The 25,689-nt window shown below is 64.9% G+C and carries 22 protein-coding genes; 14 read left to right on the plus strand and 8 right to left on the minus strand.

The window, feature by feature from the left end:
* Window positions 1-6 precede the first annotated feature (6 nt).
* Window positions 7-1,779 carry a gamma-glutamyltransferase family protein gene (locus tag MRBLWO13_RS08380; protein ID WP_341977872.1) on the minus strand — a complete coding sequence of 591 codons (1,773 nt, stop codon included), beginning with the start codon at window positions 1,777-1,779 and terminating at the stop codon, window positions 7-9.
* 449 nt (window positions 1,780-2,228) lie between these two features.
* Between MRBLWO13_RS08380 and MRBLWO13_RS08385 the strand changes: the two genes are divergently transcribed.
* The 7 genes from MRBLWO13_RS08385 (at window position 2,229) to MRBLWO13_RS08415 (ending at window position 8,925) form a co-directional block, all read left to right on the plus strand.
* Window positions 2,229-3,437: an ABC transporter substrate-binding protein gene (locus MRBLWO13_RS08385; RefSeq protein ID WP_341977874.1), complete on the plus strand. Its 1,209-nt coding sequence runs from the start codon at window positions 2,229-2,231 to the stop codon at window positions 3,435-3,437.
* Entirely contained in the window at window positions 3,430-4,221 is a 792-nt protein-coding gene (locus MRBLWO13_RS08390) for an ATP-binding cassette domain-containing protein (protein WP_341977876.1), read from the plus strand. The genes MRBLWO13_RS08385 and MRBLWO13_RS08390 overlap by 8 nt, the downstream gene beginning before the upstream one ends.
* Window positions 4,208-4,936, plus strand: coding sequence for an ATP-binding cassette domain-containing protein (locus MRBLWO13_RS08395; RefSeq protein WP_341977878.1), 729 nt, complete (start codon window positions 4,208-4,210; stop codon window positions 4,934-4,936). Before MRBLWO13_RS08390 ends, MRBLWO13_RS08395 begins: the two co-directional genes overlap by 14 nt.
* Window positions 4,933-5,817, plus strand: a complete 885-nt coding sequence (locus tag MRBLWO13_RS08400; RefSeq protein ID WP_341977880.1) for a branched-chain amino acid ABC transporter permease — start codon at window positions 4,933-4,935, stop codon at window positions 5,815-5,817. Before MRBLWO13_RS08395 ends, MRBLWO13_RS08400 begins: the two co-directional genes overlap by 4 nt.
* Window positions 5,814-6,917: a branched-chain amino acid ABC transporter permease gene (locus tag MRBLWO13_RS08405; RefSeq protein ID WP_341977882.1), complete on the plus strand. Its 1,104-nt coding sequence runs from the start codon at window positions 5,814-5,816 to the stop codon at window positions 6,915-6,917. Before MRBLWO13_RS08400 ends, MRBLWO13_RS08405 begins: the two co-directional genes overlap by 4 nt.
* Before the next feature lie 105 nt (window positions 6,918-7,022).
* Window positions 7,023-8,210 (plus strand): pre-mycofactocin synthase MftD, encoded by a 1,188-nt coding sequence (gene mftD, locus MRBLWO13_RS08410; RefSeq protein ID WP_341977884.1) that lies wholly within the window; start codon window positions 7,023-7,025, stop codon window positions 8,208-8,210.
* A gap of 55 nt (window positions 8,211-8,265) precedes the next feature.
* The gene (locus MRBLWO13_RS08415) at window positions 8,266-8,925 is read left to right on the plus strand and encodes a GntR family transcriptional regulator (RefSeq protein ID WP_341977886.1); all 660 of its coding nucleotides are present in this window, start codon (window positions 8,266-8,268) and stop codon (window positions 8,923-8,925) included.
* Window positions 8,926-8,939: 14 nt separating this feature from the next.
* Here MRBLWO13_RS08415 and MRBLWO13_RS08420 read toward each other — a convergent pair whose 3' ends face one another.
* The gene (locus MRBLWO13_RS08420; protein WP_341977888.1) at window positions 8,940-9,647 is read right to left on the minus strand and encodes an SDR family NAD(P)-dependent oxidoreductase; all 708 of its coding nucleotides are present in this window, start codon (window positions 9,645-9,647) and stop codon (window positions 8,940-8,942) included.
* A 131-nt stretch (window positions 9,648-9,778) separates the two neighbouring features.
* Window positions 9,779-10,678, minus strand: coding sequence for an N-acyl homoserine lactonase family protein (locus MRBLWO13_RS08425; RefSeq protein ID WP_341977890.1), 900 nt, complete (start codon window positions 10,676-10,678; stop codon window positions 9,779-9,781).
* A gap of 36 nt (window positions 10,679-10,714) precedes the next feature.
* On the opposite strand from MRBLWO13_RS08425, the gene MRBLWO13_RS08430 reads away from it, so the two are divergent.
* The 6 genes from MRBLWO13_RS08430 to leuD all read left to right on the plus strand — a co-directional run bounded on the left by MRBLWO13_RS08430 (window position 10,715) and on the right by leuD (window position 16,980).
* Window positions 10,715-11,281, plus strand: a complete 567-nt coding sequence (locus MRBLWO13_RS08430) for a RidA family protein (protein WP_341977892.1) — start codon at window positions 10,715-10,717, stop codon at window positions 11,279-11,281.
* A 94-nt stretch (window positions 11,282-11,375) separates the two neighbouring features.
* Window positions 11,376-11,969 carry a helix-turn-helix domain-containing protein gene (locus tag MRBLWO13_RS08435; protein WP_341977894.1) on the plus strand — a complete coding sequence of 198 codons (594 nt, stop codon included), beginning with the start codon at window positions 11,376-11,378 and terminating at the stop codon, window positions 11,967-11,969.
* Between the two features lie 304 nt (window positions 11,970-12,273).
* Complete coding sequence (locus MRBLWO13_RS08440; protein ID WP_341977896.1) at window positions 12,274-13,470, plus strand: acyl-CoA dehydrogenase family protein; 1,197 nt, start codon at window positions 12,274-12,276, stop codon at window positions 13,468-13,470.
* A gap of 45 nt (window positions 13,471-13,515) precedes the next feature.
* Window positions 13,516-14,928: a Xaa-Pro peptidase family protein gene (locus tag MRBLWO13_RS08445; protein ID WP_341977898.1), complete on the plus strand. Its 1,413-nt coding sequence runs from the start codon at window positions 13,516-13,518 to the stop codon at window positions 14,926-14,928.
* Window positions 14,921-16,369, plus strand: a complete 1,449-nt coding sequence (gene leuC / locus MRBLWO13_RS08450; protein WP_341977900.1) for a 3-isopropylmalate dehydratase large subunit — start codon at window positions 14,921-14,923, stop codon at window positions 16,367-16,369. The genes MRBLWO13_RS08445 and leuC overlap by 8 nt, the downstream gene beginning before the upstream one ends.
* Before the next feature lie 2 nt (window positions 16,370-16,371).
* The gene (gene leuD / locus MRBLWO13_RS08455) at window positions 16,372-16,980 is read left to right on the plus strand and encodes a 3-isopropylmalate dehydratase small subunit (protein WP_341977902.1); all 609 of its coding nucleotides are present in this window, start codon (window positions 16,372-16,374) and stop codon (window positions 16,978-16,980) included.
* Window positions 16,981-17,001: 21 nt separating this feature from the next.
* On the opposite strand, the gene MRBLWO13_RS08460 is transcribed toward leuD, so the two are convergent.
* From MRBLWO13_RS08460 to MRBLWO13_RS08480, 5 genes are all read right to left on the minus strand, one after another.
* Window positions 17,002-19,422: a glycoside hydrolase family 3 C-terminal domain-containing protein gene (locus MRBLWO13_RS08460; protein WP_341977904.1), complete on the minus strand. Its 2,421-nt coding sequence runs from the start codon at window positions 19,420-19,422 to the stop codon at window positions 17,002-17,004.
* Window positions 19,423-19,506: 84 nt separating this feature from the next.
* Window positions 19,507-20,349, minus strand: a complete 843-nt coding sequence (locus tag MRBLWO13_RS08465; RefSeq protein WP_341977906.1) for an ATP-binding cassette domain-containing protein — start codon at window positions 20,347-20,349, stop codon at window positions 19,507-19,509.
* Window positions 20,346-22,220 carry a dipeptide/oligopeptide/nickel ABC transporter permease/ATP-binding protein gene (locus MRBLWO13_RS08470; RefSeq protein WP_341977908.1) on the minus strand — a complete coding sequence of 625 codons (1,875 nt, stop codon included), beginning with the start codon at window positions 22,218-22,220 and terminating at the stop codon, window positions 20,346-20,348. Before MRBLWO13_RS08470 ends, MRBLWO13_RS08465 begins: the two co-directional genes overlap by 4 nt.
* A complete protein-coding gene (locus tag MRBLWO13_RS08475) occupies window positions 22,217-23,158 on the minus strand; it encodes an ABC transporter permease (RefSeq protein WP_341977910.1) in 942 nt (313 codons plus the stop codon). The genes MRBLWO13_RS08470 and MRBLWO13_RS08475 overlap by 4 nt, the downstream gene beginning before the upstream one ends.
* Before the next feature lie 75 nt (window positions 23,159-23,233).
* Entirely contained in the window at window positions 23,234-24,760 is a 1,527-nt protein-coding gene (locus MRBLWO13_RS08480; protein WP_341977912.1) for an ABC transporter substrate-binding protein, read from the minus strand.
* A gap of 186 nt (window positions 24,761-24,946) precedes the next feature.
* Between MRBLWO13_RS08480 and MRBLWO13_RS08485 the strand changes: the two genes are divergently transcribed.
* Window positions 24,947-25,570 (plus strand): TetR/AcrR family transcriptional regulator, encoded by a 624-nt coding sequence (locus tag MRBLWO13_RS08485; RefSeq protein WP_341977914.1) that lies wholly within the window; start codon window positions 24,947-24,949, stop codon window positions 25,568-25,570.
* The last annotated feature ends 119 nt before the right edge of the window (window positions 25,571-25,689 follow it).

Genomic DNA, 25,689 nt, shown 5'->3' on the forward strand with positions numbered 1-25,689 from the left:
GTGAGATCAGCGGCCGGCCGCGTAGCCCTGCATGCCGCGAGCGTTCGCCGCGGCTACCAGCATCCCGTCCTCCCGGAATCCTGCCGCGCTGATCCTGCCGAGCGTCCACGGGGCCCCCACGACGAGCTCGTGTCCGCGCGCGCGAAGGTCCGTCAGGACGTCGGCTCCCAGCGAAGCTTCGGCCACGAGCCCGAGGGGAGTGAAGCTTCGCGGGAAGAACGAAGACGGCATGTGCGTCGAGTGCCAGGTGGCGGCGTCGATGGCTTCTTGCAGGTTCATCTTGTGGACCAGCAGGTTCAGCAGGAAGGGAACAGTCCACTGGTCCTGCTGGTCTCCTCCCGGAGTGCCGAACGCGAGAAAAGGAGCACCATCGCGAAGGAGCATGCCGGGGCTCAGCGTCGTCCGAGGACGCTTCCCCGGAGCGATCGAGTTGGGCAGGCCGGATTCCAACCAGAACATCTGCGCTCTGGTCGGAAGCGAGAACCCCAGACCGGGGACCACCGGAGAGCTCTGCAGCCACCCACCGCTGGGAGTGGCGGCGACGACGTTTCCCCAGCGGTCGACGACGTCGAGATGACACGTGTCTCCGCGAACCGTTCCCATGCTTCGCACCGTCGGTTCGCCTGTTCCGGCGCCGCCCTGGGCGCGCTCGCGGAAGATCTCGGGCGACAGGCGTGGGTGTCGACCGCCCGGAGAGCCGGGCCGCAACTCGCTGGAGGCGTGCGAGGTGACGAGCGCCGCACGTTCGCGGGCGTACGAGTCCGAGAGAAGATCATTCAGGGGAACATCGACGAAGTCAGGATCGCCGTAGAACGCCTCCCGGTCCGCGAAGGCGAGCTTCGCCGTCTCCGCGACGGTGTGCACCATCTGCGCCGAGCCGGGATCACCGATGTCTTGGTGCGCCAGCATGGCGAGCTGCTGCAGCAGAACAGGCCCCTGCCCCCACGGGCCGGTCTTCGCGACGGTGACACCGGCGAACTCGACTGTCGTCGGAGCCTCCCACGTGGGTTCCCAGCGCGCGAGGTCGTCGGCGGTGAGCAGACCGGCGTGGTCTTTACCTGTCACATCTCTGACCGGCTGTCGCATGAAGGCGTCGATCCGCTCGGCGACGAACCCGCGGTAGAAGACGTCGCGCGCACGGGCGATCACCGCCTCCCGAGTTCCCCCGCCTCGCGTCGCCTCAGCGACGATGCGTTCGAGGGTGTCCGCGAGCTGCGGATTGCGGAATCTGGCACCGGCGGCGACATGCCGATCAGAACCCAGATAGACCTCGGCAGACGACGTCCAGTGATCGGAGAACAAGTCGGACACCGACTCGATCGCCGCGACCGCGTCGGGAATCAGGGGGTAGCCATCCCGCGCGTATCCGATGGCGAATCGCGTGATGCGCTCGAGCGGAAGCGTGCCGTGACGTTCGAGCATGCTCATCCACGCCCCGAACGAGCCCGGCACGACGGCGGCGAGGTGTCCGGTTCCGGGGATGACGTCGAGCCCCAGATCCGTGAACGCCGCGCTCGTCGCTGCCGCGGGGGCGGGCCCCTGTCCGCACAGAACCCAGGGCGTGCCGGACTTCGCATCGAAGCCGATGATCGGCGTGTCCCCGCCCAGCCCGTTCAAGTGCGGTTCGACCACGTGCATCAACAGTCCGGCGGCGGCGGCGGCGTCGAACGCGTTTCCCCCCTCTTCGAGCACCGCCATGCCTGCTGCCGATACGAGCCAGTGAGTCGAGGCAACCATGCCGAACGTGCCGACCAGTTCAGGACGAGTGGTGAAGCGCATCGTGGTGATCCCTTTCTGACTCCGCGTCGTGTGGAGTTCCTTGCCCGGCCGTCGTGAACGGTAGGCGGTCGAACTTTTTTGATCGTATACGTAACGCTTCAGAATGCGCGAGAGGCGTTTGGTGTGCATTGCGCGAGAAGTCGGTAGTCCGGGCGGCTCTGGCGCCCCGCACTGATCTTCGTTGTTGCGCGGATGGCGAGTATTCTTTTGCTGCTGACCAGGCAAAAATGCGTGCAACTGTCATGCGGCAATCTGCGAGGGACGCGGTCGATCGAATCGCGACCATAACGTGACAATTGCCCTCTTGTCCTCGGGGGCATGTTGCGGCTACCTTGGCGACACCGAGAAGTCGTATACGAACATGATTGTCGGCTTGCTCTCGGACAGGCGTCCCGGCCTGGCGTTTCCTGCTCAACTGCAATGCCCGACAGAAAGTGAGTAAGCGAACCATGAGATTTTCGACACGAACGATTGCGGCCGTCAGCGTCGCGGCGGTCTCCGCTCTAGCGCTGGCCGGGTGCGTCGCCAGCGCCGCCGCTCCGGGTGGCTCCGGTGACGGCGGCAACTCGAAGACCATCCTTCTCGGCGCGGCGGTGGCCGAGACCGGCTTCATGTCCGTCGTCGACCTGCCGGCGATCAACGCCCTGAAGATCGCCATCGATCAGCTCAACGAAGACGGCGGTATCGACGGAACACCCGTCGAGCTCCGCATCATCGACACCGGCTCGGACCTCGACAAGTACGCACCGGCCAGCCAGCAGCTCGTCGACGCGGGTGCCAAGGCGATCATCCTCACCTGCGACTTCGACCTCTCCAGCCCGGGAGCCCTCGTCGCCGAGCAGGCGAACGTCCTCAGCATCTCTCCCTGCATCGGCGACGCACTGTTCGGCCCGGCGAGCGGCCTCAACCTCGCCTTCTCGATGGGCAACTCGACGATCGGCGAGGGCGTCGTTTTCGCTGAGTTCGCCGAGAGCAAGGGATGGAAGAATGCCGTCTTCCTCACCGATACGACGCTGAAGTACACGCAGAGCCAGTGTGAGATCGCACGCAAGCGATTCACGGAACTCGGTGGCACCGATGTGGGCAGCTTCGACTACGTGCAGGGCAGCAGCATCCCCGAGATCGTGTCGAAGATCTCGGGAGGCACGACTCCCGATGTGGTATTCAACTGCGGCTACAACCCCGGCGGAGCCCAGGTCGCCAAAGACCTGCGTGACGGCGGCATCGATGCTCCCATCGTCTCCGGCTTCGGCATGGACGGGACGTTCTGGCTCGACGCGATTCCCGGGCTGAGCGACTACTACGTGACCACGTACGTCTCGACGACGGGCGACGACCCCGACCCCAAGGTCAACGAGTTCGCCAACTTGTACGAGAAGACGTACAACGAGCGGCCGGTCACCGGCAGCTTCGTCGCCGGTCCGTCGGTTCTCGAAGCGCTCGTCAAGGGTCATGAGATCGCAGGAAGCTGGGACGGCGACAAGCTGGCCGAAGCCTTCCAGACCTTCAAGGATGAGAAGTTCCTGGTCGGAGACACGACTTTCACCTCCGATCTGCACATCGGTGTCGACCGGCCGCAGAGCGTGTTGGTGGTCAAGGACGGGACGCTCGAGTTCCTCGAGCGCCGTGCCCCCGAGAAGATCGACGTCAATGGTTGACATCCGCCCTGTTCCGGGAGTCGGGCACGAAGGCGCCCGGCTCCTGGGCCGCGGAATCACACGATCCTATAAAGGCGTGAAAGCGCTGAACGATGTCAACATCGAGATCCCTCGCGGCCGGGTCACCGGACTGATCGGTGCGAACGGCGCCGGAAAGTCGACGCTTGTCAACATCCTTAGCGGATATGACCGGCCGGACGACGGCGTCATCTCGATCGACAGCGAAGAGATCGCCCGCGAGTCGGCGCAGCGGAGGACTCGCCGAGGCATTGCGCGGACGTTCCAGCACGGACACCTCTTCCCCCGGCTCACCGTCATCGAGAATGTTGAGGTGACGGCGCTGGCGTGCGGACTGTCGCGCGCGAAAGCACGTTCCCTCGCCACCGACGTACTGACAGAGTTCCAGCTCGAGGAGTGGGCGCTGCACGAGGCGGATCACCTGCCTCACGGTGTCGAACGGCGTCTCGGGGTGGCGCGGGCTCTCGCGACTCGGCCTCGCTGGGTCTTGTTCGACGAGCCGGCTGCCGGCTTGAACGAAGGCGAGGCGCAGCACTTCCGCGAGACGATGCGCGCGCTCGCGGCAGGTGGTATCGGCGTTCTTCTGATCGATCACAACATGCCCTTGGTCTTCGGCAGCTGCGACCACATCTTCGTGCTGGGCGCGGGTCGCAACGTCGTCGACGGCACGCCGGATGAGATCCGTCACGACGAGCGCTTGGCGACGTCGTACCTGGGCAACGCCGCCCGCCAGATCGCCGAAGGAGGAGCCGATGTCACAGCCTGACGCGGAACGAGTACTCACGGTATCGGGCCTGCGCGTCGCCTACGGGGGCGTTCCCGCCGTATCCGACGTGAGCCTGCATGTGAACGCCGGGGAACTGGTGGGAGTCATCGGGCCGAACGGAGCCGGCAAGTCGTCGACTCTGCTCGGAATCGTGAACGCGGTGCGATCCGAGTCCGAGGAGACCAGCCTGCGGGGCGTCGACTTGCGGCGCATGGCCCCCGAGCGCGCCGCACGGTCCGGGCTGGCGCTGGTGACCGAGGGGCATCACATCTTCGGACGGCTGAGCGTCCGCGACAACCTGCGACTGGGAACCACCGCGCGCCGTGATCGCAAGGGGCTCAAGGACGACCTGGAGTGGGTACACGATCTCTTCCCGATCCTCGCGGAGTTCGCAGACCGCCCCGCCGGGCTCCTCTCCGGAGGACAACAGCAGCAGCTCGCGATCGGGCGGGCGCTGCTGGCTGCTCCGACTCTGCTCGCCCTCGACGAGCCCTCTCTGGGGCTTTCGCCGACCGCGGTCGACACCGTCTTCGCCGCCATCGAAAGCGTCTGCGCTCGCGGCACGGCCGTTCTTCTCGTTGAACAGCGCGCCCAGCAGACCGTGGCCACGGCGACCAGAACCTACGTGTTGAGCGAAGGACACATCACCATGACACTCTCCCCGACCGATGCGGATGACTCCGCGCTGCTCATGAAGGCGTACCTCGGATCGTGATCCCCGTCATCCAATCTCTCATCGATGCCACGTCTGCGGGAGCCGTGTACGCACTCGCCGCGCTCGGCATCGGGCTGGTCTTCGGCGTGCTGCGGCTCGCCAACTTCGCCAACGGCGAGATCATCACCGGCGCCGGCTACGCGCTCGTGCTCCTCTGGCCGCTCTCCTGGCCGCTTGCGCTCGCAGCATCCGTCCTGGTCGCCATCGGGCTCTCCCTCCTGATGGATCTCGCCGTGTTCCGCTGGATGAGATCGCAATCCCCGGCGGCTCTCCTGATCGCGAGCTTCGGCGTGAGCATCCTGCTGCAGCGCGCCTTCGAGGGAATCTTCGGCGTCAACGTCAGAAGCGGCGCGGTCGCGCCCGCGCTGACGAAATCGGTCAATGTCGGAGGACTGCGTCTGAGCCTGCTCGCGATCGTCGCGATCGTCCTGGCCGCGCTGCTCCTGCTCGCCGTGCATCTCTTCCTGACGCGATCACGGATGGGTCTGCAGGTGCAGGCCGCCGCAGCCGACTTCCGGGAAGCGCGCATTCTCGGCATCCGTTCGGGTGCGGTGATCGCGGTCACTCTGGGGATGAGCGGACTCCTGGCCGCTGCCGTCGCCTTCGTGCTGACGGCACAGTCCGGGTCGGTCAACCCCAGCTTCGGTGTGCAGGTGACGGTGTTCGGCCTGATCGGTGCCGTCATCGGAGGCCTCAACCGGATCGGCGGTGCACTCGTCGGTGGCTTCGCCGTCGGCTTCTCGCTGTCGTTGTTCACGACGTGGCTGCCCGCAGGTCTCGGAGACTTCCGGGTCGCCTTCGTCTACCTACTCGTCATCATCGTTCTGGTGATCGTCCCCAATGGGATCTTCGCCGGACGCACGGCCAAGGAGCGCGCATGATGTCCTCTGATACCCGTCGCTCTCCCCGTTTGGGCTGGAGTGTTCCGCAGCCCGTGCTCTCGTTGTGGACCCTCGCGGTGCCGTTGGTCGTCGTGTGGCTCTTCAGCTCGGCAGCGAGTCGTCTCTCCCCGGCCGCATCGATCGATCTGGGCTACGCGTTGGCGACTCTCATCATCGTCGTGGCGATGTGGACTTTCATCGGCAACAGCGGGGTGCTGTCGTTCGGGCACATCGCCTTCGTAGCGGTCGGAGCGTGGACTATGTCACTGCTGACGATCAGCCCCACGGTGAAGTCCTCCATCATGCCGAACCTCGCGCCGTTCCTAGCCGACACGACGCTGGATCCCTATGTCGCGTTGCTCGTCGCCGCGGCGGTCGGCGGGCTCACCGCCATCATCAGCGGTTTCGCGCTCATGCGTCTGCACGGGCTGGAAGCGGGCATCGCGACGTTCGCGCTGCTCATGCTCGTCGTGCAGATCCTCACCTACTGGGACGCCATCGGGCCAAGGTCCGGGCAATCCATGACCGGCGTTCCGCGGAGCTTCGACCTGCAGAGCACCCTTCTGATCGCCCTCATCGTCATCGTCATCGCTTGGGGATACGGGCAGAGCGTCAGCGCGCGGATGCTCCGTGCATCGCGAGAAAGTGTTCAGGCCGCGCCCGCCTCCGGCATCAGCATCACATGGCACCGCATCATCGCCTTCGCCGTGTCCGGAGCACTCGCGGGAGTGGGAGGAGCGATGTGGGCCCAGGCGAACCGCGTGGTGCAGGCATCGCAGTTCGGACTGGACTTCACCTTCACGACGATCGCGATGCTGGTCATCGGCGGGATGCTCTCGCTCTGGGGTGCTGTCGTCGGAACCCTCCTCATCTCGGCGATGAACCACGTCATGGGACTCCTGGAGAACGGCGTGCAGATCGGCGGCTTCATCGTCTCGCTGCCCTCCGGAAGCCGCCTCGTGGCGGTGGCGGCGTTCATGGTGTTCATCATCATCTTTCGTCCCTCCGGTATCACCGGTGGTAGAGAGGTGAGATGGCCATTCCTCTCGCGCGATCCTTTCTCACAGCGCCGGGTGCAGCGGCTGGCTCAGCGAAGTTGACGTGACGAACATCGTGTCGTGTGGACCAGATCCCATCCGGCCCGCACGAGGTCAACCGGAATCGTTGCGAGCATCCGCCGCAGCATCGACAGTCAGGAGCAACGGATGAGCCTTTCCCCTCACAAGCCCATCGAAACGGTCGCCGAGGCGCGAGCGCGCGCCAAGAAGCTGCTTCCGAAGGACGTCTTCACGGCGCTCGAAGCGGGGAGCGACAGCGGGGCGACGATGCGGAACAACCTGACCGCTTTCGAGCAGGTGGGCATGATCCCCCGAGTGGGCGTAGACCTACCCGCGAGCCTTGACCTGAAGACCACCTTCATGGGCCAGAGCATCGACCTTCCGGTGGTCATCGCGCCCGCAGCAGCCCAGGCCATGCATCCGGATGGCGAGGTCGGTGTCGCTCGCGCGGCGCGGCGCGCGGGGACGGCGCTGGGGCTGAGCAACTTCGCATCGATGCCGGTGGAGGACGTGGTGCGCGCCAACCCCGACACGTTCGCGCACGTGTACCTTTCCGGTGACCGCGACATCATCGCCGGCCGTGTCGAGCGGTTCCGCCAGGCCGGCGTCAAGGGGCTCATCTTCACGATGGACCTGTCGGGCGTCCGTGTCGCGAACCAGCCTCGCGACTGGGGATCGCCGGTCTACCCCGACGGCCTGGGCCTCAGCACCTTGATCAAGTACGCCCCCATGGCGCTGACCCATCCGCGATGGACCATGAGATATCTCCGCCGAGGAAGTGTGCCGGGGCTCTACGCGCCGAACATGAGCAAGAAGGACGGAGTCGTTCCGACCCTGGTCGGTGGGTTGTACGAGTGGGTGGACACGCACGTCCCCACCTGGGACGACATGGCATGGCTGAGCGATCTCTGGGGCGGTCAGTTCATGATCAAGGGTCTGGTGACGCCTGATGACGCCCGGCGTGCCCTCGACGTCGGTGCGACCGCGATTGGGGTGTCCAACCACGGCGGAAACAACCTCGACACCACCCCGTCGCCGCTGAGATTCCTTCCTGCGGTCGTCAAAGCCGTCGGCGACCAGGCTGAGGTCACCTTCGACAGTGGAGTCCGCCGGGGGACCGACGTCGTCAAGGCGCTTGCGCTGGGAGCACAGTCAGTGATGATCGGACGACCCTGGTTCTATGGCCTTGCCGTCGACGGGGAGCGAGGTGTTTTCGAGGTGATGGAAACGTTCCGTATCACCATCGAGCGCGCCCTCATCGGCCTCGGGAAGTCCTCGATCCACGAGCTCAGCCCGGATGACCTCGTGATCCCCGAGGGATTCCTCATCGGCTGAGCCCCCGGGTCGCGGGATACATTGGTCTTTAGCTCGCATTCCGAGGGAGAACATTTTGGCGCAGCCGAGCCTAAGGGGACGAGACCTCGTCGATGCCATTCGGGATCTCGTGATCACCGGAGAGCTCACTCCGGGATCGCGGGTGACAGAGCCGTCATTGGCGAACAGGTTCGGTGTGTCCCGCGTGCCCGTGCGGGAGGCGCTGAGAGCGCTCGCCGCAGAAGGATTCGTCGATCTGCGCCTCTACGGTTCGCCGACGGTGCGGGAGCTCAGCGCGGAGGTGGTGAATGAGGTTCGATCTGCGAGGAACATCTTGGAGCCGCCCACAGCTCGCGAGGCTGCGCTTCACCATACGCAGGCGCAGCTCGAGTCGATCGAATCGATACTCGCGGAGGGTGACGCAGCGCTGGCGGCGGGCGAGGTCGCACGGTTGCATCGGCTGAACTCTCGCTTTCACGACGCCATCGCGTCGGCGTGCGGAAACAGCATTCTGGAGGCATTCGTTCATACGCTCTCCAGCAGATCCGAGTGGATCAACGTCGCGGCCATCACTCCGGAGAACAGGCATCTCTGGGGAGATCACCACGAGATCAGCGCGGCGATCGCCGCCGGCGATGGAAACCTGGCGGAAGCGCTTATGGCCGCTCACGTGCAGAGAGCAACCTCGGGTCCGCTGGCCGTGGCCGATGTCGGCCACAGCCAGCTACAAAGCTGACAGAAGATGCTGGATCAGCTGATCCGCCACCCGCGGTCGACGTTCAGGCTGTGCGCCGACACTCCCTTGTTGAACAGCAGGAACTTGGTGGCTTCGACGATGTCGGCCATGGTCGCGAGCTCACCACCGGGAGTGCGATTCCGATAGCTGTCGATGATGGCCTCGGGCTTCGAGGCCCAGAAGGGGCTGTCGCCGATGATGCCGGGGTGAAGGGCATTGACACGGATCGGTGCGAGCTCGAGCGCGAGCGTGTTCGTCAAGCCGTCCACGCCGCCGTTGATGGTCGAGACTGTCGTCGATCCGGGATACGGCGCGTCCTTCCCGCGACCTCCGAAGAGTACGATTCCGGTCGAGACGCTGGGCTCGAGACGATCGAGCAGCGTGTGGATCGTCTCGGTGTAGCCGACGAGCTTCAGAATGACGAGCCGTGTCGCCCGAGCGACGTCGAAGTCTCGCACGGTGTTCGCGTCGCGCTCGATCGCGCTGAGCACCACGCCGTCGAGCCGGCCGACGGCTTTGAGCTGATCGGCGATGCCTTCGGGGTCGGACACATCCAAGGCGTACCCCTGTGCGCCGCCGCCGAGCTCGTCGGCGGTTCGTTCGGCGGTATCCCGCGAGCGGCTCGTGACGACGACGTCGTCACCCGAGACGATCAGGTCCTTCGCCAACTCGAGGCCGATGCCGCTCGAGCCGCCCACGATCAGGATTGTCTTCTTCGTCATCACAGTCTTCCCAGAGCGTTCGGATTGGTCTTCAGAGCGGGGGGCACTGTCTGTGCAGTGATGCTCTTCACGTTTACGAAGGGCCGCGCCTCCACTCGTCGTCGGGTGCAGGCGCGGTCGCGGTAGTGGGATCAGGTCAGGAGAACGCCGGCGTTCGCAGGTGCCCGCGATGCCTCGTTCTCGCGTCGGTTGACCTCGATGACGTAGTTGCCGCTGTCCGTCGTCCAGGACTTGTAGCGCTGCACGATGTCGACATCGTGGCCGGGGATGATGCGGCTCGTCTCGTCCTTGAGCTCTTCCTTGAGGGTCTTATAGAGCTTGATGAGGTTGAAGTCGTTGCCCTGTCCGTATCCCGGAGTCCACATCTTCTCGACGTTCGAGTACCAGTACACGGTGTCACCGGCGACGACGAACGGTCCACTCTGCGTCTCGACCTTGAACCACTGCGAGCCGAACGTGTGGGAGTCGCGGGCCAGGCGCGCGGTGACGCCGGGGAGCAGTTCCTCGTCACCGTTGACGAATCGGATGCGACCGTCAGCGATTCCCTTGGCGGCGCGTGTCAGGTCGGTGGGGTCGAAGGAGGAGAAGATCCACGCCCGATCGGCGTCAGTCGGCATCTGGTTCGCGAGGTCCACCGCCTGCGACCAACCGACGTACTCGTCGAACTGCACGTAGAGCTGCGCGTTGGGGAAAGCCTCGAAGTTGCCCATGTGGTCGAAGTGCATGTGGGAGACGAGGATGACGTCGATGTCTTCGGGCGTGAGGTCGACCTTCGCGAGGACCTCTGCCGGGCTCTCCCAGCTCTGGAACGGGTAGCGGTCAAGCCAGTAGTCGTTGCGGAAGCCGCAGTCCACGAGGGCGATGTGCTGCTTACCGCCCACTTCGCCTCCGATGAGCAGCGTGTACAGCATGGGGATACGAATAGTTCCCGCGTTGCTGTACAGGCCGGAGCCACCAAAGAAGTCGTGAGGCATCGTCCCTTGGCAGAACTCGAGGGAGTAGATCGAGTAGTCGGTCTTGCGTTCGCTCATGGTTATGGCCGGTCTTTCTCGGGATTCGGGTTTCGAGTGACCGTAAGCGTCACTGCTGGCGGCGTGCAGTCATGGTACATGCCTGCCTATCGGATGCGCAACGAAAATATGTTGAAAACCAGCGGATGCAATCGATTGACGCGCCGGCAGCCAATCTTGGACAATCAGACGTCTGAGGATCAAGCTGTCCAGATGGACTTAACTTCAGTGCCCCACACAGATTGGCCCGCCATGTCTCGCAACCGCCTCGTCCGAATTCCTGCCCCCGTGGTTCCCGGGATCTCCGACAGTGTCCTGGACACCGAGTCAGGACTTCTCTTCGTTTCCGGCGTTTATGTCCCCTTCCCTGAAGACGACGAGCGCGCAATCAGGTTGACCTTCGGAGCGTTGGAAGAAGCGCTACACCGAGGGGGAGCGACCTTCGCGGACCTTGTGCGCGTCAACGTCTACGTCACGCATCTCACTGAGGAGAAGCTCCAGGCCTATCGGCGGGTCCGCGACTCGATCATCGATGCAGACCAGCTGCCTGCGAGCACGGTCGTCGGCGTGCAGTCGTTGTACAACGGCGCCGTGATCGAGATCGACGCGATTGCTGCCGTCTGAGCAGCTCCGTCCTGTGCAGTCGGGGTGCACGAATTTCGGTCGTGAGACGATAGTGTTTCCCAATCGCTCAAATTGAGGCAACGGAGATTCTATTGTGGCTGCCGATGAACTGGGAACGCGCCTGCGACAAGCTCGGCAGTCGCGGAGCCTGAGCCTTCGGAGTGTCGCGCAGTCGCTCGGGGTGTCGCCAAGCCTCATCTCGCAGGTCGAGACGGGGAAGTCTCAGCCCTCTGTGGCCACGCTCTATGCCCTCGCCAATCTCCTCGAGGTCTCGGCAGACGACCTCCTCGGCATGGATTCGAATAATTCGAGAGATACTTCCGCGACTGTCGCGCGGTTCGATGTCCAGCGCGCGGGCGAAGGCCCGGTGATCGAGATGGAGAACGGCGTCCGCTGGGAACGGTTGGCGATGGCGCAGGGCGGTGGGGTCGAGGCATTGCTCGTCACCTACGAGCCCGGCGCTTCCAGCTCGATCGACGGCAGATTGATGCGGCATGCCGGAGTCGAGTACGGGTACATGCTCGAAGGCGTGTTGACACTCCAGCTCGATTTCGACACTTACGAGCTGTCGCCGGGTGATTCGCTTCACTTCGAGTCTTCGCGTCCGCACATGTTGGCGAACCGGGGAGCGGTCACGGCCCGCGGGGTCTGGTTCGTCGTCGGTAGGCACGAAGGCGCGAGCGCCTGAATCCGTTTTCAACCGCTGCCTCATGGAACTGCTCCATTCCCACCGGCGGGGCTCGATCTCTTGAGGAGATCGCGGCGATCCTGATCCCCTGATCGTTCGCCCAGCCTCTTCGCTTCGACCGTTGCCCCTGCGCGCTTCAACATGCTCATCTGCCATGCCGAATGGCCTGTCCGCGGCGACCTGTCCGCGTGCCAACACAAATAGTGTGCAGTGACACTTGACAGTCTTGGCCCCTTCGGTCATCCTTGGTGAACGCATAAGCCCCGGCCGGAACAGCCGACCGCGACGCCACAAGGAGAGTTCCATGGCAACGACAGCAATTCGGCCCGAGATCGCAGCGATCATCGAGAAGATCGACCAGTTGCGGCCTCAACTCATCGCGGGTGGACGTGAAGCCGATCTGACCCGGCGCATCTCGCCCGAGGTTTTCGACGCGGTCGCTGCAACCGGTGCTTTCAGCATCTCGGCGCCGACCAAGTTCGGCGGTCTGGCCGCCAACACTCGCGAGGCTCACGCGGTGGCCCGGGCTATCGGCCGCGGCGACGGCAGCCTGGCCTGGGTGGACGGCATTCTCGATTCCGGCGCTTGGGTTCTTGGCCTGATGGACGAGCGTGCACAGCGGGACGTCTGGGGCTCTGGCCTCGACTCGTTCATCTCGATCGTGCTCGCCACGACTTCCGAGGCAGAGCCGGTCGACGGCGGGTATCGGGTCACCGGCAAGTGGGGTTACGGTACCGGCAGCATGCACGCGACGTGGTCGCTGCTCGGAATTCCTCTGAAGAACGCTGCCGGCGAGGTTGTCGACGCCGGCCTCGCGCTCATCCCGACCGCTGACCTCACATACGAAGACAACTGGTTCGTCGCGGGGATGAAGTCGACAGCGAGCGTGATGCAGATCGCCGAAGACGTGTTCGTGCCTGCGCATCGAGTCTTTCCGTTGACCGCGGCCGTCGAGGGCAGATATCTCGGTGACAACCCGGAGTCCACGTACAAAACGGTCTTCGTGCCGTCGCTGTTCATGAAGCTCGTCGGGCCGCACCTCGGAATGGGGCGTGCGGCTCTCGACCTGGTGATCGCCAAGGCCGAGACCAAACCGATCGCCTACACGGGCTATGCGAAGCAGGCGGACTCCGTTCTGTTCCAGACGGCGATCGCGAAGGCGACTGTCGACCTCGCCGCCGCTGAGCTCGTCGCTGCGCAGGTCGCCGACGAGATCTATGAGGCGACCGAGACCGGGTGCTACGCGCCCTATGCCGAGCGCATCGAGATGCGCGCGAAGGCCGCGTGGGTGGTCGAGACGATCACCAACATGATCCACGACCTGATGACTGCGCACGGCTCGGGGGGCTTCGCCGATGTGTCGCCGCTCCAGCGGATCTGGCGAGACCAGGCCACGGCGTCGCGCCATGGGCACACTCTCGGTGCCAGCGGCTACGAGGCGTTCGGCAAGGTGATCTTCGGACGGGAGGACGACGCACGTTTCGTCCTCCCGATCGTCTGACCTGACCCCGCCGGCTGTCTAACTTTACTTAACTAGATTTGCGGCGTGTTTCGCGTCCAGGTAGGGGGAATTTCGATGAAGAGCACGGGGACAGCCGGGACTAACGGCGTCGATTGGGAGGCGCGCGTCGATTTCGATCGGCTGCGGGACGAGCGTCTCGGGAAACTGAAGAACGAGCTGGCTGCGTCGGATCTCGGCGCCATACTGGCGTTCGACTTCTCGAACATCCGCTACATGACGTCGACTCACATCGGAACCTGGGCGATGGACAAGCTGATCCGGTTCAGCCTCCTCACCCGCAACACCGATCCGATCGCCTGGGATTTCGGATCGGCGGCAAAGCACCATGCGCTCTACAACCCGTGGCTCGATGTGACGTCGTCGGAGATGGACGCGGATCCGCATGCTCCTCACGAGGGAACCAAGAGGCCCCGCTTGGAGTCCGGTGCTCGCGCCGGTATCTCCACGCTCCGCGGTGCATTCCCTCCCGATGCGGGCATCGCGCAAGAGGTCGCTCGCAAGATCAAGCGCGAGCTCGAGAAGTTCGGCGTGGCCCACGAGCCCCTCGGCGTCGATGTCATCGAGCTTCCCATCCTCTTCGCGTTGCAGAAGGAGGGCATCACAGTCGTCGACGGCCAGCAGGTCTTCATGGAGGCACGGCGCATCAAGACGCACGACGAGATCCGACTGCTCACTCAGGCAGCCTCGATGGTGGACGCAGCCTATGAGGATCTCTATCGCTTTCTGAGGCCGGGGGTGCGCGAGAACGAGGCCGTGGGCCTCGTCGCCAAGACTCTGTACGACCTCGGCTCCGAGTACGTCGAAGGCGTGAACGCGATCTCCGGTGAGCGATGCTCGCCGCACCCTCACGTGTTCAGCGATCGTCTCATCCGCCCGGGCGACCCTGCGTTCTTCGACATCCTGCACAGTTGGAATGGCTATCGCACCTGCTACTACCGCACTTTCGCCGTAGGGTCGGCCTCGAGACAGCAGAAGGATGCGTACACGCGCGCGCGGGAATACATGGACCGAGCGATCGCGCTGGTGAAGCCGGGGGCGACGACGGCCGACATCTGCGCAGTGTGGCCCACCGCTCAGGAGTTCGGTTTCGCCGACGAGGAAGCGGCGTTCGCTCTGCAGTACGGCCACGGCGTCGGACTGTCGATCTGGGAGAAGCCGATCTTCTCGCGCCTCACATCCTTCGACCACCCGGAAGAGCTCAAAGAGGGCATGGTCTTTGCGCTCGAGACCTACTGGCCGTCCGCTGATGGGTGGGGAGCCGCGCGGATCGAAGAAGAAGTGGTCGTCACGGCGACCGGTTGCGAAGTCATCACGAAGTTCCCGGCCGAAGAGCTGCTCATCGCGGGTCCACGCTACATCGCCGTCGGAGGTCCGCTGAAGAACGAACGCGACTCGCAGTCGCACCTCAACACGATCTGGGGACGGGGAAATGCGTGATGACGCACGCCCGTCGCACCCTCGCACTCTCGCCGAGAAGGTCTGGGACGACCACCTCGTCGTGAAGGGCGAGAACGGCGAGCCGGACCTCATCTACATCGACCTCCACCTGGTCCACGAGGTCACCAGCCCGCAGGCGTTCGACGGCTTGCGAAAAGAAGGGCGTCCGCTGCGTCGTCCAGATCTGACGATCGCCACCGAGGACCACAACACCCCGACGTGGGACATCGACAAGCCGATCGCGGACCTGACCAGTCGGACGCAGATCGAGACGCTGCGACGCAACGCTCCCGAGTTCGGAGTGCGTCTGCACTCGTTGGGTGATGCAGAGCAGGGCATCGTGCACGTGATGGGTCCGCAGCTGGGCTTGACGATGCCGGGGGTGACGGTCGTGTGCGGTGATTCTCATACCTCAACCCATGGTGCCTTCGGCGCCATGGCCTTCGGTATCGGCACCAGCGAGATCGAGCATGTGATGGCCACGCAAACGCTGTCGTTGAAGCCGTTCAAGACCATGGCGATCAATGTCGAGGGGACGTTGCGTCCGGGCGTGACCGCCAAGGACATCATCTTGGCCGTCATCGCGAAGATCGGCACCGGTGGGGGACAGGGCTACGCGCTCGAGTACCGCGGCGGTGCGATCCGTGCGCTCTCCATGGAGGGCCGGATGACGATCTGCAACATGTCGATCGAGGCCGGAGCGCGAGCGGGCATGGTCGCGCCGGACGAGACGACCTTCGCGTACCTGGAGGGTCGTCAGCATGCCCCCAAGGGGCAGGACTGGACGGATGCGGTCGCCTATTGGCGGACGCTTCCGACGGACGAGGGCGCGGTGTTCGACGCCGAGGTGTTCATCGACGCCGATCAGCTCGAACCGTTCGTGACCTGGGGCACGAACCCGGGTCAAGGAAGCTCCCTGTCGTCGTCGGTACCGAACCCCGCCGACATCGTCGACCCGAACGAGCGTGCCGCGGCAGAGCGGGCGCTGGAGTACATGGGCCTCACCCCTGGTACGCCCCTTAAGGAGGTTCCCGTCGACGCCGTGTTCATGGGCTCCTGCACGAACAGCCGCATCGAGGATCTGAGGGCGTTCGCGTCGATCATCGAGGGGAAGAAGAAGGCCGACGGCGTCCGTGTGATGGTCGTGCCCGGTTCCGCGCGTGTGCGCCTGGAAGCCGAGGCGGAGGGTCTGGACAAGATCATCACGGACTTCGGGGCGGAGTGGCGGTTCGCCGGCTGCTCGATGTGCCTGGGGATGAACCCCGACCAGCTCGCACCAGGTGAGCGTTGTGCGTCCACCTCCAACCGCAACTTCGAAGGACGCCAGGGCGAAGGCGGACGGACCCACCTGGTGTCCCCGCTCGTCGCCGCGGCCACCGCCATCCGCGGCACGCTGTCGAGCCCCGGCGATCTGCTCGTCGCCATCGGAGAGGAGGCCTGATCATGGAGAAGTTCACGACCCATACCGGCATCGCAGCGCCGCTGAAGCGCTCCAATGTCGACACCGATCAGATCATCCCCGCGGTCTTCCTCAAGCGCGTGACCAAGACCGGCTTCGAAGACGCGCTGTTCCATGAGTGGCGAAAGAACCCCGACTTCGTGCTTAACGACATGGCCTATAGCCGCTCCTCGGTCCTGGTCGCCGGCCCCGATTTCGGCACCGGGTCGAGTCGCGAGCACGCGGTGTGGGCATTGCGAGACTTCGGTTTCAAGGTGGTGCTCAGCCCGCGATTCGGCGACATCTTCCGCGGCAACGCCGGTAAGCAGGGCCTCCTCGCCGCCACGATCTCGGAAGAAGATCTCGAGCGCATCTGGGCCGAGATCGGCCTGTCGCCCGCGATGGAGATCACGGTCGATCTGAGCGCACGCACCGCACGAATCGGGCAGAACGAGATCCGCATCGGTGTGGATGACCACACACGCTGGCGGCTCCTCGAAGGGCTCGACGACATCGGGCTCACGCTGCGCAACGAAGACAAGATCGCGCAGTTCGAGGGCCGTCGCGAGTCGTGGCGGCCCCGGACCCTCCCCGTCTCCGCAAACGGGAGCTGATCTCCGTCCGACTGGTAGAACTCACCCGATCGCGGGCTGCGGCTCCCAGTCACAGGCAAGGGGGAGATCATGGACTGACGCACCGGCGCGAAGGGTGAAATGCCCTTCCTCGAGGCCCCAGCCGTGCGCAGTCCAGTGCGCGAGCCGACGCGAGTCGATCGGGATGGTGGCGGTGACGGTCTCTCCTGCCGCCGCGTGCACGACAGCGAACCCCACCAGCCATCGGGCGGGACGCTCGATGGTGGAGTCGGGGCGCTCTGCATACACCTGAACAACCTGTTTGCCAGCTCGTAAGCCTGTGTTCGCGAGGATCACCTCGAGCGTGTCATCGACGCGGGACGCCGCCCCCCAACTCCAGGTCGTGTATCCGAGACCGTGTCCGAAGGGGAACGCCGGCTCCGCCTCAGAGGTCAACCAGGAGCGGTAGCCGATGTGAATGCCCTCGCCGTAGGTCAGTCTGCCGTTCTCGGGAACCACATTCGTGGTCGGTGCGTCCGAGAGCGCGGCGGGCCACGTCGTCGGGAGGCGGCCGCCCGGCTCCGATGTGCCGATCATCATGCTCGCGATGGCGCTACCGAACTGCTCACCGCCGAAGTATCCGTGAAGAACCGCCGAGACCTCGCCGGCCCACGGAAGCGCGACAGGAGAACCCGCGTTCACGATCACGATCGTTCGTGGATTCACAGCCGCCACCGCGCGCACCAGGTCGTCCTGGCGGCCGGGAAGAGCAAGGTTCTCCCGGTCGTGCCCCTCGGATTCCACCCGGGAATTCGTGCCGACGACCACGATCGCGACATCCGCACCGGTTGCGGCGGCCACCGCACGAGCGATGAGGCCGTCGGGGTCGGAGTCATCCGGGGCGATCCCCACCGTCACGCTGAGCGAGCCGGCGAGCGTGCCGGCGGTGGCGAGAGAGAACTCGGCCCGCACATCCACCGGGATCCCGACGGTGACCGGCACCGTCACCGTCGCGGACGCCGGTGACGTGATCGCCGCACCCAGATCGTTGCCTCGGGCCACCGGAGCGTCCTGGAGAGCGAGCTCCCCATCCACGAAGATCTTGCCCGGGTTGGAGCCCGAGAATCCGAGCAGAATCGTTCCCGATGCCTGGGGTGTGTAGGCCGCACGGATCTCGAGCGTCCCGGCCCCGGCCAGTGCGCTGTCTCCGCCGAACCAGATCAACTCCGTCGAGCGTCGGTCCTCGTGGCAGAGTTCCTCGCCGTCGGCATCGAAGAACGTGACACGGGCGCCGGGTTCGCCGGTGATCGGATTCGTGATCGTCTCCAGGGGGAAGCGGGACACGCCCTCCTGCACGACGGCTCCGATCTCGTAGTCGATCTGCACGTGCGGCAACGCCTCGCGAAGACCTTCCAGAGGCGAGACGACATGTGCAGGAAGCACCGTCGCCGAGCCGCCGCCCTGGGTGCGGGCCTCGCGGGCATTGTGGCCGATCAGCGCGATTCGCGAGAGCGCCGCTGCGTCGAGGGGGAGAGTGCCGTCGTTTGCGAGCAGGACGCTTCCCTGGATTGCGGCAGTGCGCGCAAATGCGATTCCGTCGAGGGGAGCAGGGACCGCCGCAGACGCGTCTCCGAGAGCCCCGACCCGTTCGGCCAACAGCAGTAGACGCAGAACCTTGCGATCGAGGTCCGACTCCTGCACGATACCGTCGCGAATCGCGCCGAGGAGGTCGTCGTACGCGGGGGCGGGTCCCGGCATCGCGAGGTCCTGTGCGGCTGGGATCGCGTCAAGGCTACGCACAGCGGTCCAATCGCTGATGACCACTCCATCGAAGCCCCACTCGTCATTGAGGGGACTGTCGAGCAGGTCGTTCTCGGTCATCGTCACCCCATCGACAGAGTTGTACGCGCTCATGATGCTCCAGGCACCGGCTTCGACCGCCCTCTCGAACGGCGCCAGGTAGACCTCGCGCAGCGGACGCTCGTCGACCCTGATGTCTACCGTGAACCTGTCGGTCTCCGAGTCGTTCGCGACGTAGTGCTTCGGGCAGGCTCCGACGCCGTTGTCCTGCAGCCCGGCGACGTAGGTCGCCGCAAGCGCGGCGGTGAGCTCGGGATCTTCGCTGAAACACTCGAAGTTGCGACCTCCGAGGGGTGTGCGCTGCAGATTGATGGTCGGGCCGAGCACGACGTCGACACCCTTGCGTCGTGCCTCGGATGCCGCGGCAGCTCCATATCGGTACGCGAGATCGACATCCCACGATGCCGCGAGTGCAGATCCGGAGGGCAGGTTGAGGGAGGGATCGCGCTCATCCCAGCGGGGCCCACGGACACCTGCGGGCCCGTCAGACAGCGTCATCGCGCGCAGCCCGATCGAGGGGAGGGGAACCGTCGTCCAGAAGTCGGCACCCTGGATGAGCGCAGCCTTCTCTTCGAGGGTGAGCTTCGCTAGCAGGGGCAGGAGATGATCGGTGGGGGAAGTCAAAGAAGGGTCCTTCGTCGTGCGGGGGAGATCGATTGGACTCCCGATGGGCACGTGCTCACGGCGTGTGCCCACCGGGAAGCGAGATCACGCGGGGGCGTCGTCCGTGTTCAGCAGTGCGCGTCGTTCGAGCCGTCGGGCTTCCTGCTTATCGGGGTCGGGCACCGGTGACGCCATGAACAGTCGCTGTGTGTATGGGTGGGCGGGACGAGCCGTGACCTGGTCGCCGTCGCCGGTCTCGACGATCTCGCCGTGATACATCACCGCCACCCTGTGACTGATGTGGCGGACGACGGCGAGGTCGTGCGTGATGAAGAGGTAGGAGACGCCGGTGCGCTCCTGGATCTCGATGAACAGGTCCAGCACGCGCGCTTGGGTCGACAGGTCCAGCGCCGAGACGGGCTCGTCGCACACGATGAGCTTCGGCGCGAGCGCGAGCGCTCGCGCGATCGCGATGCGTTGACGTTGCCCGCCGGAGAATTCCCGCGGCAGGCGGCTGCGCGCGCCCGACGGGAGCCCGACATGATCCAGCAGGTCGCGGACGCGAGTCTTGGCGGTGTTCGCGTCGACGCCTCGAGCCTGGAGCGGCTCGGCGAGGATCTGCTCGATCGTCAGCGAGGGATTCAGCGACGAATACGGGTCTTGGAAGACGACTTGGATCTCAGAGCTGAGCGCTCGCCGTTCAGCCCGGCGGAGCTGGCTGATGTCCCGAGAGTCGTAAGTGATCTTCCCGCCGGTGACGGGAGCGAGTCCTAGCACGGCGCGGCCGAGCGTGGTCTTCCCTGAGCCGGACTCGCCGACCAGACCGACCGTTTCGGCGGGTTTGATGTCGATCGAGACGCCCTTCAGCGCCTGGAAGGGTTTTGCCCGGAACCCCTTGCCCGGGTACTCGACGACGAGGTCGTCGACGGTCAGCAGCGACTCGCTCACGCGATGCCTCCCTGAGATGCGCGGCCGCCGGTGGTGGCCAACGGCGGACGGGCGGGGCCCTCGTCGAGGATCGACGCGAGCAACGACTTCGTGTACGGGTGCTCGGGGCGCTGCAGGATCGCGCGCACCGGGCCTGTCTCGATGAACATACCGCTCTGCATGACCGTGACGCGGTCGCACAGGTCGGCGACGACACCGAAGTTGTGTGTGACCAGGAGGATCGCCAGTTCGCGCTCAGCCTGCAGATCGCGCAGCAGGTCGAGTACTTCGGCCTGCACCGTGACGTCGAGCGCGGTCGTCGGCTCGTCGGCGATGATCAGGTCGGGATCGGTCGAAACCGCTCCCGCGATGAGCACCCGCTGCGCCATACCGCCCGAGATCTCGAAAGGGTAGGCCTGGAAGGTGCGCACCGGGTTCGGGATGCCGACTCGTTCGAGCAGCGAGAGCGCCTTGTCCCTGGCCTCTTTCCTGCTCATCCCGAGGGACATCCGCAGCGGTTCCGTCAGCTGGCTGCCGATCGTGAACGACTGGTCGAGGTTGCTCATCGGCTCCTGCGGGATATAGCCGATGCGACGACCGCGGATGCCGGCGTAGACGCCGTCATCCCCGTTCTCCAGGCGCGTCCCTTCGTAGTCGATCGATCCCGCCGTGATGCTGCCGCCTTTGGGGAGCAGGCCGAGGACCGCGAACGCGGTCTGCGACTTCCCGGAGCCGGACTCGCCGATCAGTCCATGCACCTCTCCCTTGCGGACGTCGAGGGAGACGCCGTGCACCACCTCGGTCGAGGTGCCATCCGGCTGCTGGTAGCCAACACGGAGGTCCGTGATGCGCAGGAGCGGCTCCGAAGATCGGGCGGCGGTCCGCGCGTCTTCGTCATGAACGATCGGCTCACCATCGCGGGTGACGATGTCGACCTCGTCGCCCAGGTCGGCGAGGTCGGTGTTCGTCGTGACTGCGGCGACAGAACCGGTGCGGCTGGTCACCGCGCGACGACGCTTGCGGCGCACCACGACGGTGCGTTCGATCACGTCACGGATCGCATTCGCGAGCAGCATCGACGCGATGCTCGTCAGCCCGATCGCGAGTGATGGCCACAGCATGAGCAGGGGACCGACGTACATCTTCGTGAAGGCGTCCTGCAGCATCCCTCCCCAGGTGGGGACCGAGGCATCGCCGAGCCCGAGGAACTCGAGTCCGGACTGGATCCCGATCGCGATGATCGCGACCACAGCGGTCTGGATGATGATCGGTGCCCGGACGACCGACAGGACGTGGCGGCCGATGATTCGCAGATCGCTCAGTCCCGACACCCGTGCGGCATCGACATAGAGTTCTGATCTGACGGCAGTCACCATCGTGTAGACCAGTCGGAAGTATGCGGGTGACAGCACGACGCCGAAGATGATCATCGAGATCCAGACGGAAGGCCCGATCGCTGCGCGCGCCGCGAGCAGAATCACCATGGCCGGCAGCGCCATCACCAGTGAGGTCGCCCACGACGCCAGGTTGTCGAACCAGCCCTGGTAGTACCCGGCGATCAGCCCGGACGTGACGCCGAGCACCAGAGCGGTGAGGACAGCGAGGAGTGCGGCAGCGACGCTGATCTGCGTCGCGACGAGCATCCGCGACAGCACATCGCGCCCGGCGCTGTCGGTCCCGAGCAGGTGCTCGGTGCTCGGCGGTTTCAGGATCGACTGAAGGTCAGCGGGGTTGGGGGAGTACGGCGCGAGGAGCGGCCCGATGAGAGCGATCACCACGACGAGAGCGAGGAGGATCAGCGAGATCAGAGCCACCGGGTTGCGCAGCAGCTTCCTCAGCAGGCGGTCCGTACCCGCTGTCGCGGTGGTTGGAGAGACTTCGATGGTGGTCATGACAGTCGCACCTTCGGGTTGAGCGCAGCCTGCGCTAGGTCGATGAGAAGGTTGACGACCACCGCGATGATCGCGGTGACGACGACGATCCCCATCACGACCGGGATGTCGCCCTGTGCCGTCGCCTGCACCGTGAGCGAGCCGATTCCGGGGAGGGCGAAGATCTGCTCGACGATGACCGCGCCACCGATCATGCCGACGAACTGCACGGCGAGAAGTGAGAGCGCGGGCCCCCCGGCATTGCGCAGCACGTGCTTGTACACCACGCGATTCGAGCTGAGGCCCCTGCTGCGCAGCGTGCGCACATAGTCGCGGGAGAGTCCATCGATGATGGAACCGCGCACCTGCTGAGCGATGGTCGCCACCCCGCCGATCGCGAGGGCGATGATGGGCAGTGTCACGCTGCTGAGCCACCCCGTGAAGGACTGAGTGATGGGGATGTACCCGGTCGCTTTGAACCACTGCAGATTGATGGCGAACAGCAGCACCAGGAACAGGGCGATGAGGAAGCCGGGGATCGCGAAGCCGAGGATCGAGAGGAACTGGATGGCGCCGTCCACCGCTCCGTCGCGGCGAGCGGCGACGATGCCGAGGACCACCGAGAAGATCGCGGTGAGGATGATGGATCCGATGACGATCGACAGCGTCACCGAGAGTCGGCTGGAGAGCTGGACCGACACGAGCTGGCCGGTGAACCAGGAGCGACCGAGATCGCCGGTTGCGGCGGAACTAAGCCAGTCCCAGAACTGAGCGGGGAGTGGTCTGTCGAGCCCGAGTTCCGCGGTCTTCTGCGCGACCACCTCATTGGTGGCGTTCTGGCCGAGGATCGAGCGGGCGATGTTGCCGCTGCCGAGATACAGCAGTGTGAAGGCGATGACCGTGATCGCGACGATCAGGATCACACCCGAAACTGACCGCCGCAGAATGAAAGTGAGCATGGCTCCACTCCTGTGTAGAGGGACCTCGAAGATGGATGCCGGTCCGCCCGATCTCTCGGGCGGACCGGAGGGCGACTACTTCTTCGGCCGGAAGTCGTAAAGCGCCGGGTAGGTGTTCGTCGGGAGCATCGTGACGGCCGTGTTGGCGTCCGTCGCGAAGCTTCCCTGCACGCGGTAGAACGGGGCGAACCAGGCCTGCTCCACGATGTAGGTGTTGAGCTCCTTCGCGACTGCGGCCTGGGTCGCCTCGTCGCCGTACTGGATCTGCTTCAGGTACTCGTCGACCTGCGGGTCCTGCGACTTGAACGGGTTGAACGACGCGGTCGGAGCGATCATGAACTGAACCAGCTGCCAGTCCGGGTTCTGCTCGAGTGCCATGAAGGAGGCAGGGTACTTCGGCGCCAGCAGATCGGCGAAGAAGTTGCCGACTGGTACGTCCGTCGGCTCGACCGTGATCCCTACATCCGCGAGCTGCTGGGCGATCAGGGCGTAGGTCGTCGTTCCGAACACCGAGAGCGTTGGCATCGCGAGCGTGAGACCGTCCGGGTAGCCGGCTTCGGCAAGAAGCTTCTTCGCCTTCTCCGGGTCGTACGTGTAGTAGTCGTCCAACTCCGGATCGAACGCCTTCGAGCCGGCGGGGAAGACCTGGGTGGTCACGGTGCCACGATCCGACTGGAGCGCGCTGAGCAGACCCTTGCGATCGAACGCGTAGTTGATCGCCTGACGCACCTTCACGTCGCCCAGGGCGGGGTTCATCTGCCCGGCTCGGTCGAGGAGCAACAGTCCCTGGAAATCGATCTCGGCGGAGCTGACGGTCCAGCCGGCGGCTTCGACTTCGGAGACAACGTCGTTACTGGAGAGCTTGACTCCGTTCGCCTCGCCCGCCTTGATCGCGTTCAGTGCGGCGGTGGCGTCGCTCAGAACGTTGATGACGACCTTGTCGTAGTGCTGGACTGACGGGTTCCAGTAGTCCGGATTCTTGGTGTAGGAGTACGAGGTTCCCGTGACAGTTGCGTCCGTGTCGAGAATGTACGGGCCGGAGCCGACCGGCGTCGTCGCGACGTCGGCGCTCTCGAGCGAATCCGCGGCGCCGACGAGGCCGGCATCGCGGGTCAGATAGCTGAGAAGTGCAGGGTCGGGCGCGCTGAGGGTGATGACGACTGTGGTGTCGTCAGGAGCCTCGACACTCGCCACACCGGCGAAGCTCCCCGCGTTCGGAGAAGTGCCTTCCTTGTAGCGAAGGAGGTTCGTGGCGACGACATCACCGGTGAGCTTCGTGCCGTCTGTGAAGGTCACGTCATCACGGAGGGTGAGCGTGAGGATCGTGTTGTCCTCGTTGTACGACCATTTCGTCGCGAGCCAGGGCTCAATGGTCCCCTCCGGGGTCGCGAGCAGCAGAGTGTCGAAAACGGCCTGATAGAACGGCGACCGGTTTCCCCACTCCGTGCCGGACGGGTCGAACGTGACAGGAGCGGCGCTGGCGCCGAGAATCAGGGTCTCGCTGGCGGTGTCTTCATTCGCGCCGGCCGCGCAACCCGCGATCGCGAGCGTCGCGGTGACAGCGATGGCCGCTGCGGAGACGACCTTCTTCCATCGCATCATTTGCTGTGTCCTCTTGGTAGGGGCGATGCCTCGTCGGATCGCTGTATGCGTAAGCTAGCACCTAAAATGAATGTTCACTAGGTTTTTGCAAAATTTAGTATCACTGTACGAAACGGGCTCCGCGTGGGGGTTGCAGAATGGAGGGGGCCGGCGTATCCGTCGACCCCGGAGTGTACGAGGGAGATCATGACGGATTCGCGCAAGCGGAAGCCCCGCGGGGAGTATGCGAAGACAGGAGCGAAGCGGGTAGCGATTCTCGATGCTGCGCTCGAAGTGTTCGCCCAAGTGGGGTATCGTGCGGGATCGCTCCGCGATGTGGCTGAGCGGGTCGGAATGAGTGAGGCGGGGCTGCTGCACCACTTCCCGACCAAGCCTGCGCTGCTGGCGGCTGTGTTGGATCGCCGCGATCAGCACAGCCTGGAATGGGTGCGCATGGCCGAGGGCGATGGAGACGTGACTCTGCGCGGGCTGGTCACCACGGCGGCTCGTAACGCCTCCGCGCCCGGCGTTGTCGAGTTGTACTGCGTCCTGTCCGCGGAGGCCACGCAACCCGGGCACCCCGCGCGGGACTACTTCATTGCTCGTTATGAAGAAGCCCGCACCAACCTGCGCAAGGCGTTCGAAGATCTGGAGCGGCAGAATCGCACGCGACCGGGAGTCGCGCCGCGAAGCGCCGCCGTGGCTACCCTCGCGATGATGGACGGGTTGCAGGTGCAATGGCTGTTGAATCCCGAGGCGGTCGACATGGCGGCGGAGCTGAGTGACTTCCTCGCAGCCTTGGTGGACATCGACTTCACTGCGACCCGATAGCCAGGTCCGGTTCGCGCTCAGCCTTCGCAGGGCGGAAGTTTTCAAAACCGAAACACAAAAGTAGCCATCGGGCGTATACCATCATCGATAGAAGCAAACGATTGCAATCACACGCAGGC

The organism is Microbacterium sp. LWO13-1.2 (genome assembly GCF_038397725.1).
Taxonomy (GTDB): domain Bacteria; phylum Actinomycetota; class Actinomycetes; order Actinomycetales; family Microbacteriaceae; genus Microbacterium.

Bases quoted from the DNA above. Each gene is read 5' to 3' on its own strand.
- MRBLWO13_RS08395 (WP_341977878.1), top strand. From the start codon at position 4,208: ATGTCACAGCCTGACGCGGAACGAGTACTCACGGTATCGGGCCTGCGC.
- MRBLWO13_RS08480 (WP_341977912.1), bottom strand. From the start codon at position 24,760: ATGATGCGATGGAAGAAGGTCGTCTCCGCAGCGGCCATCGCTGTCACC.
- MRBLWO13_RS08420 (WP_341977888.1), bottom strand. From the start codon at position 9,647: ATGACGAAGAAGACAATCCTGATCGTGGGCGGCTCGAGCGGCATCGGC.
- leuD (WP_341977902.1), top strand. From the start codon at position 16,372: ATGGAGAAGTTCACGACCCATACCGGCATCGCAGCGCCGCTGAAGCGC.
- MRBLWO13_RS08440 (WP_341977896.1), top strand. From the start codon at position 12,274: ATGGCAACGACAGCAATTCGGCCCGAGATCGCAGCGATCATCGAGAAG.
- MRBLWO13_RS08380 (WP_341977872.1), bottom strand. From the start codon at position 1,779: ATGCGCTTCACCACTCGTCCTGAACTGGTCGGCACGTTCGGCATGGTT.
- MRBLWO13_RS08470 (WP_341977908.1), bottom strand. From the start codon at position 22,220: ATGACCACCATCGAAGTCTCTCCAACCACCGCGACAGCGGGTACGGAC.
- MRBLWO13_RS08425 (WP_341977890.1), bottom strand. From the start codon at position 10,678: ATGAGCGAACGCAAGACCGACTACTCGATCTACTCCCTCGAGTTCTGC.
- MRBLWO13_RS08390 (WP_341977876.1), top strand. From the start codon at position 3,430: ATGGTTGACATCCGCCCTGTTCCGGGAGTCGGGCACGAAGGCGCCCGG.
- MRBLWO13_RS08485 (WP_341977914.1), top strand. From the start codon at position 24,947: ATGACGGATTCGCGCAAGCGGAAGCCCCGCGGGGAGTATGCGAAGACA.
- MRBLWO13_RS08475 (WP_341977910.1), bottom strand. From the start codon at position 23,158: ATGCTCACTTTCATTCTGCGGCGGTCAGTTTCGGGTGTGATCCTGATC.
- MRBLWO13_RS08385 (WP_341977874.1), top strand. From the start codon at position 2,229: ATGAGATTTTCGACACGAACGATTGCGGCCGTCAGCGTCGCGGCGGTC.
- mftD (WP_341977884.1), top strand. From the start codon at position 7,023: ATGAGCCTTTCCCCTCACAAGCCCATCGAAACGGTCGCCGAGGCGCGA.
- MRBLWO13_RS08405 (WP_341977882.1), top strand. From the start codon at position 5,814: ATGATGTCCTCTGATACCCGTCGCTCTCCCCGTTTGGGCTGGAGTGTT.
- leuC (WP_341977900.1), top strand. From the start codon at position 14,921: ATGCGTGATGACGCACGCCCGTCGCACCCTCGCACTCTCGCCGAGAAG.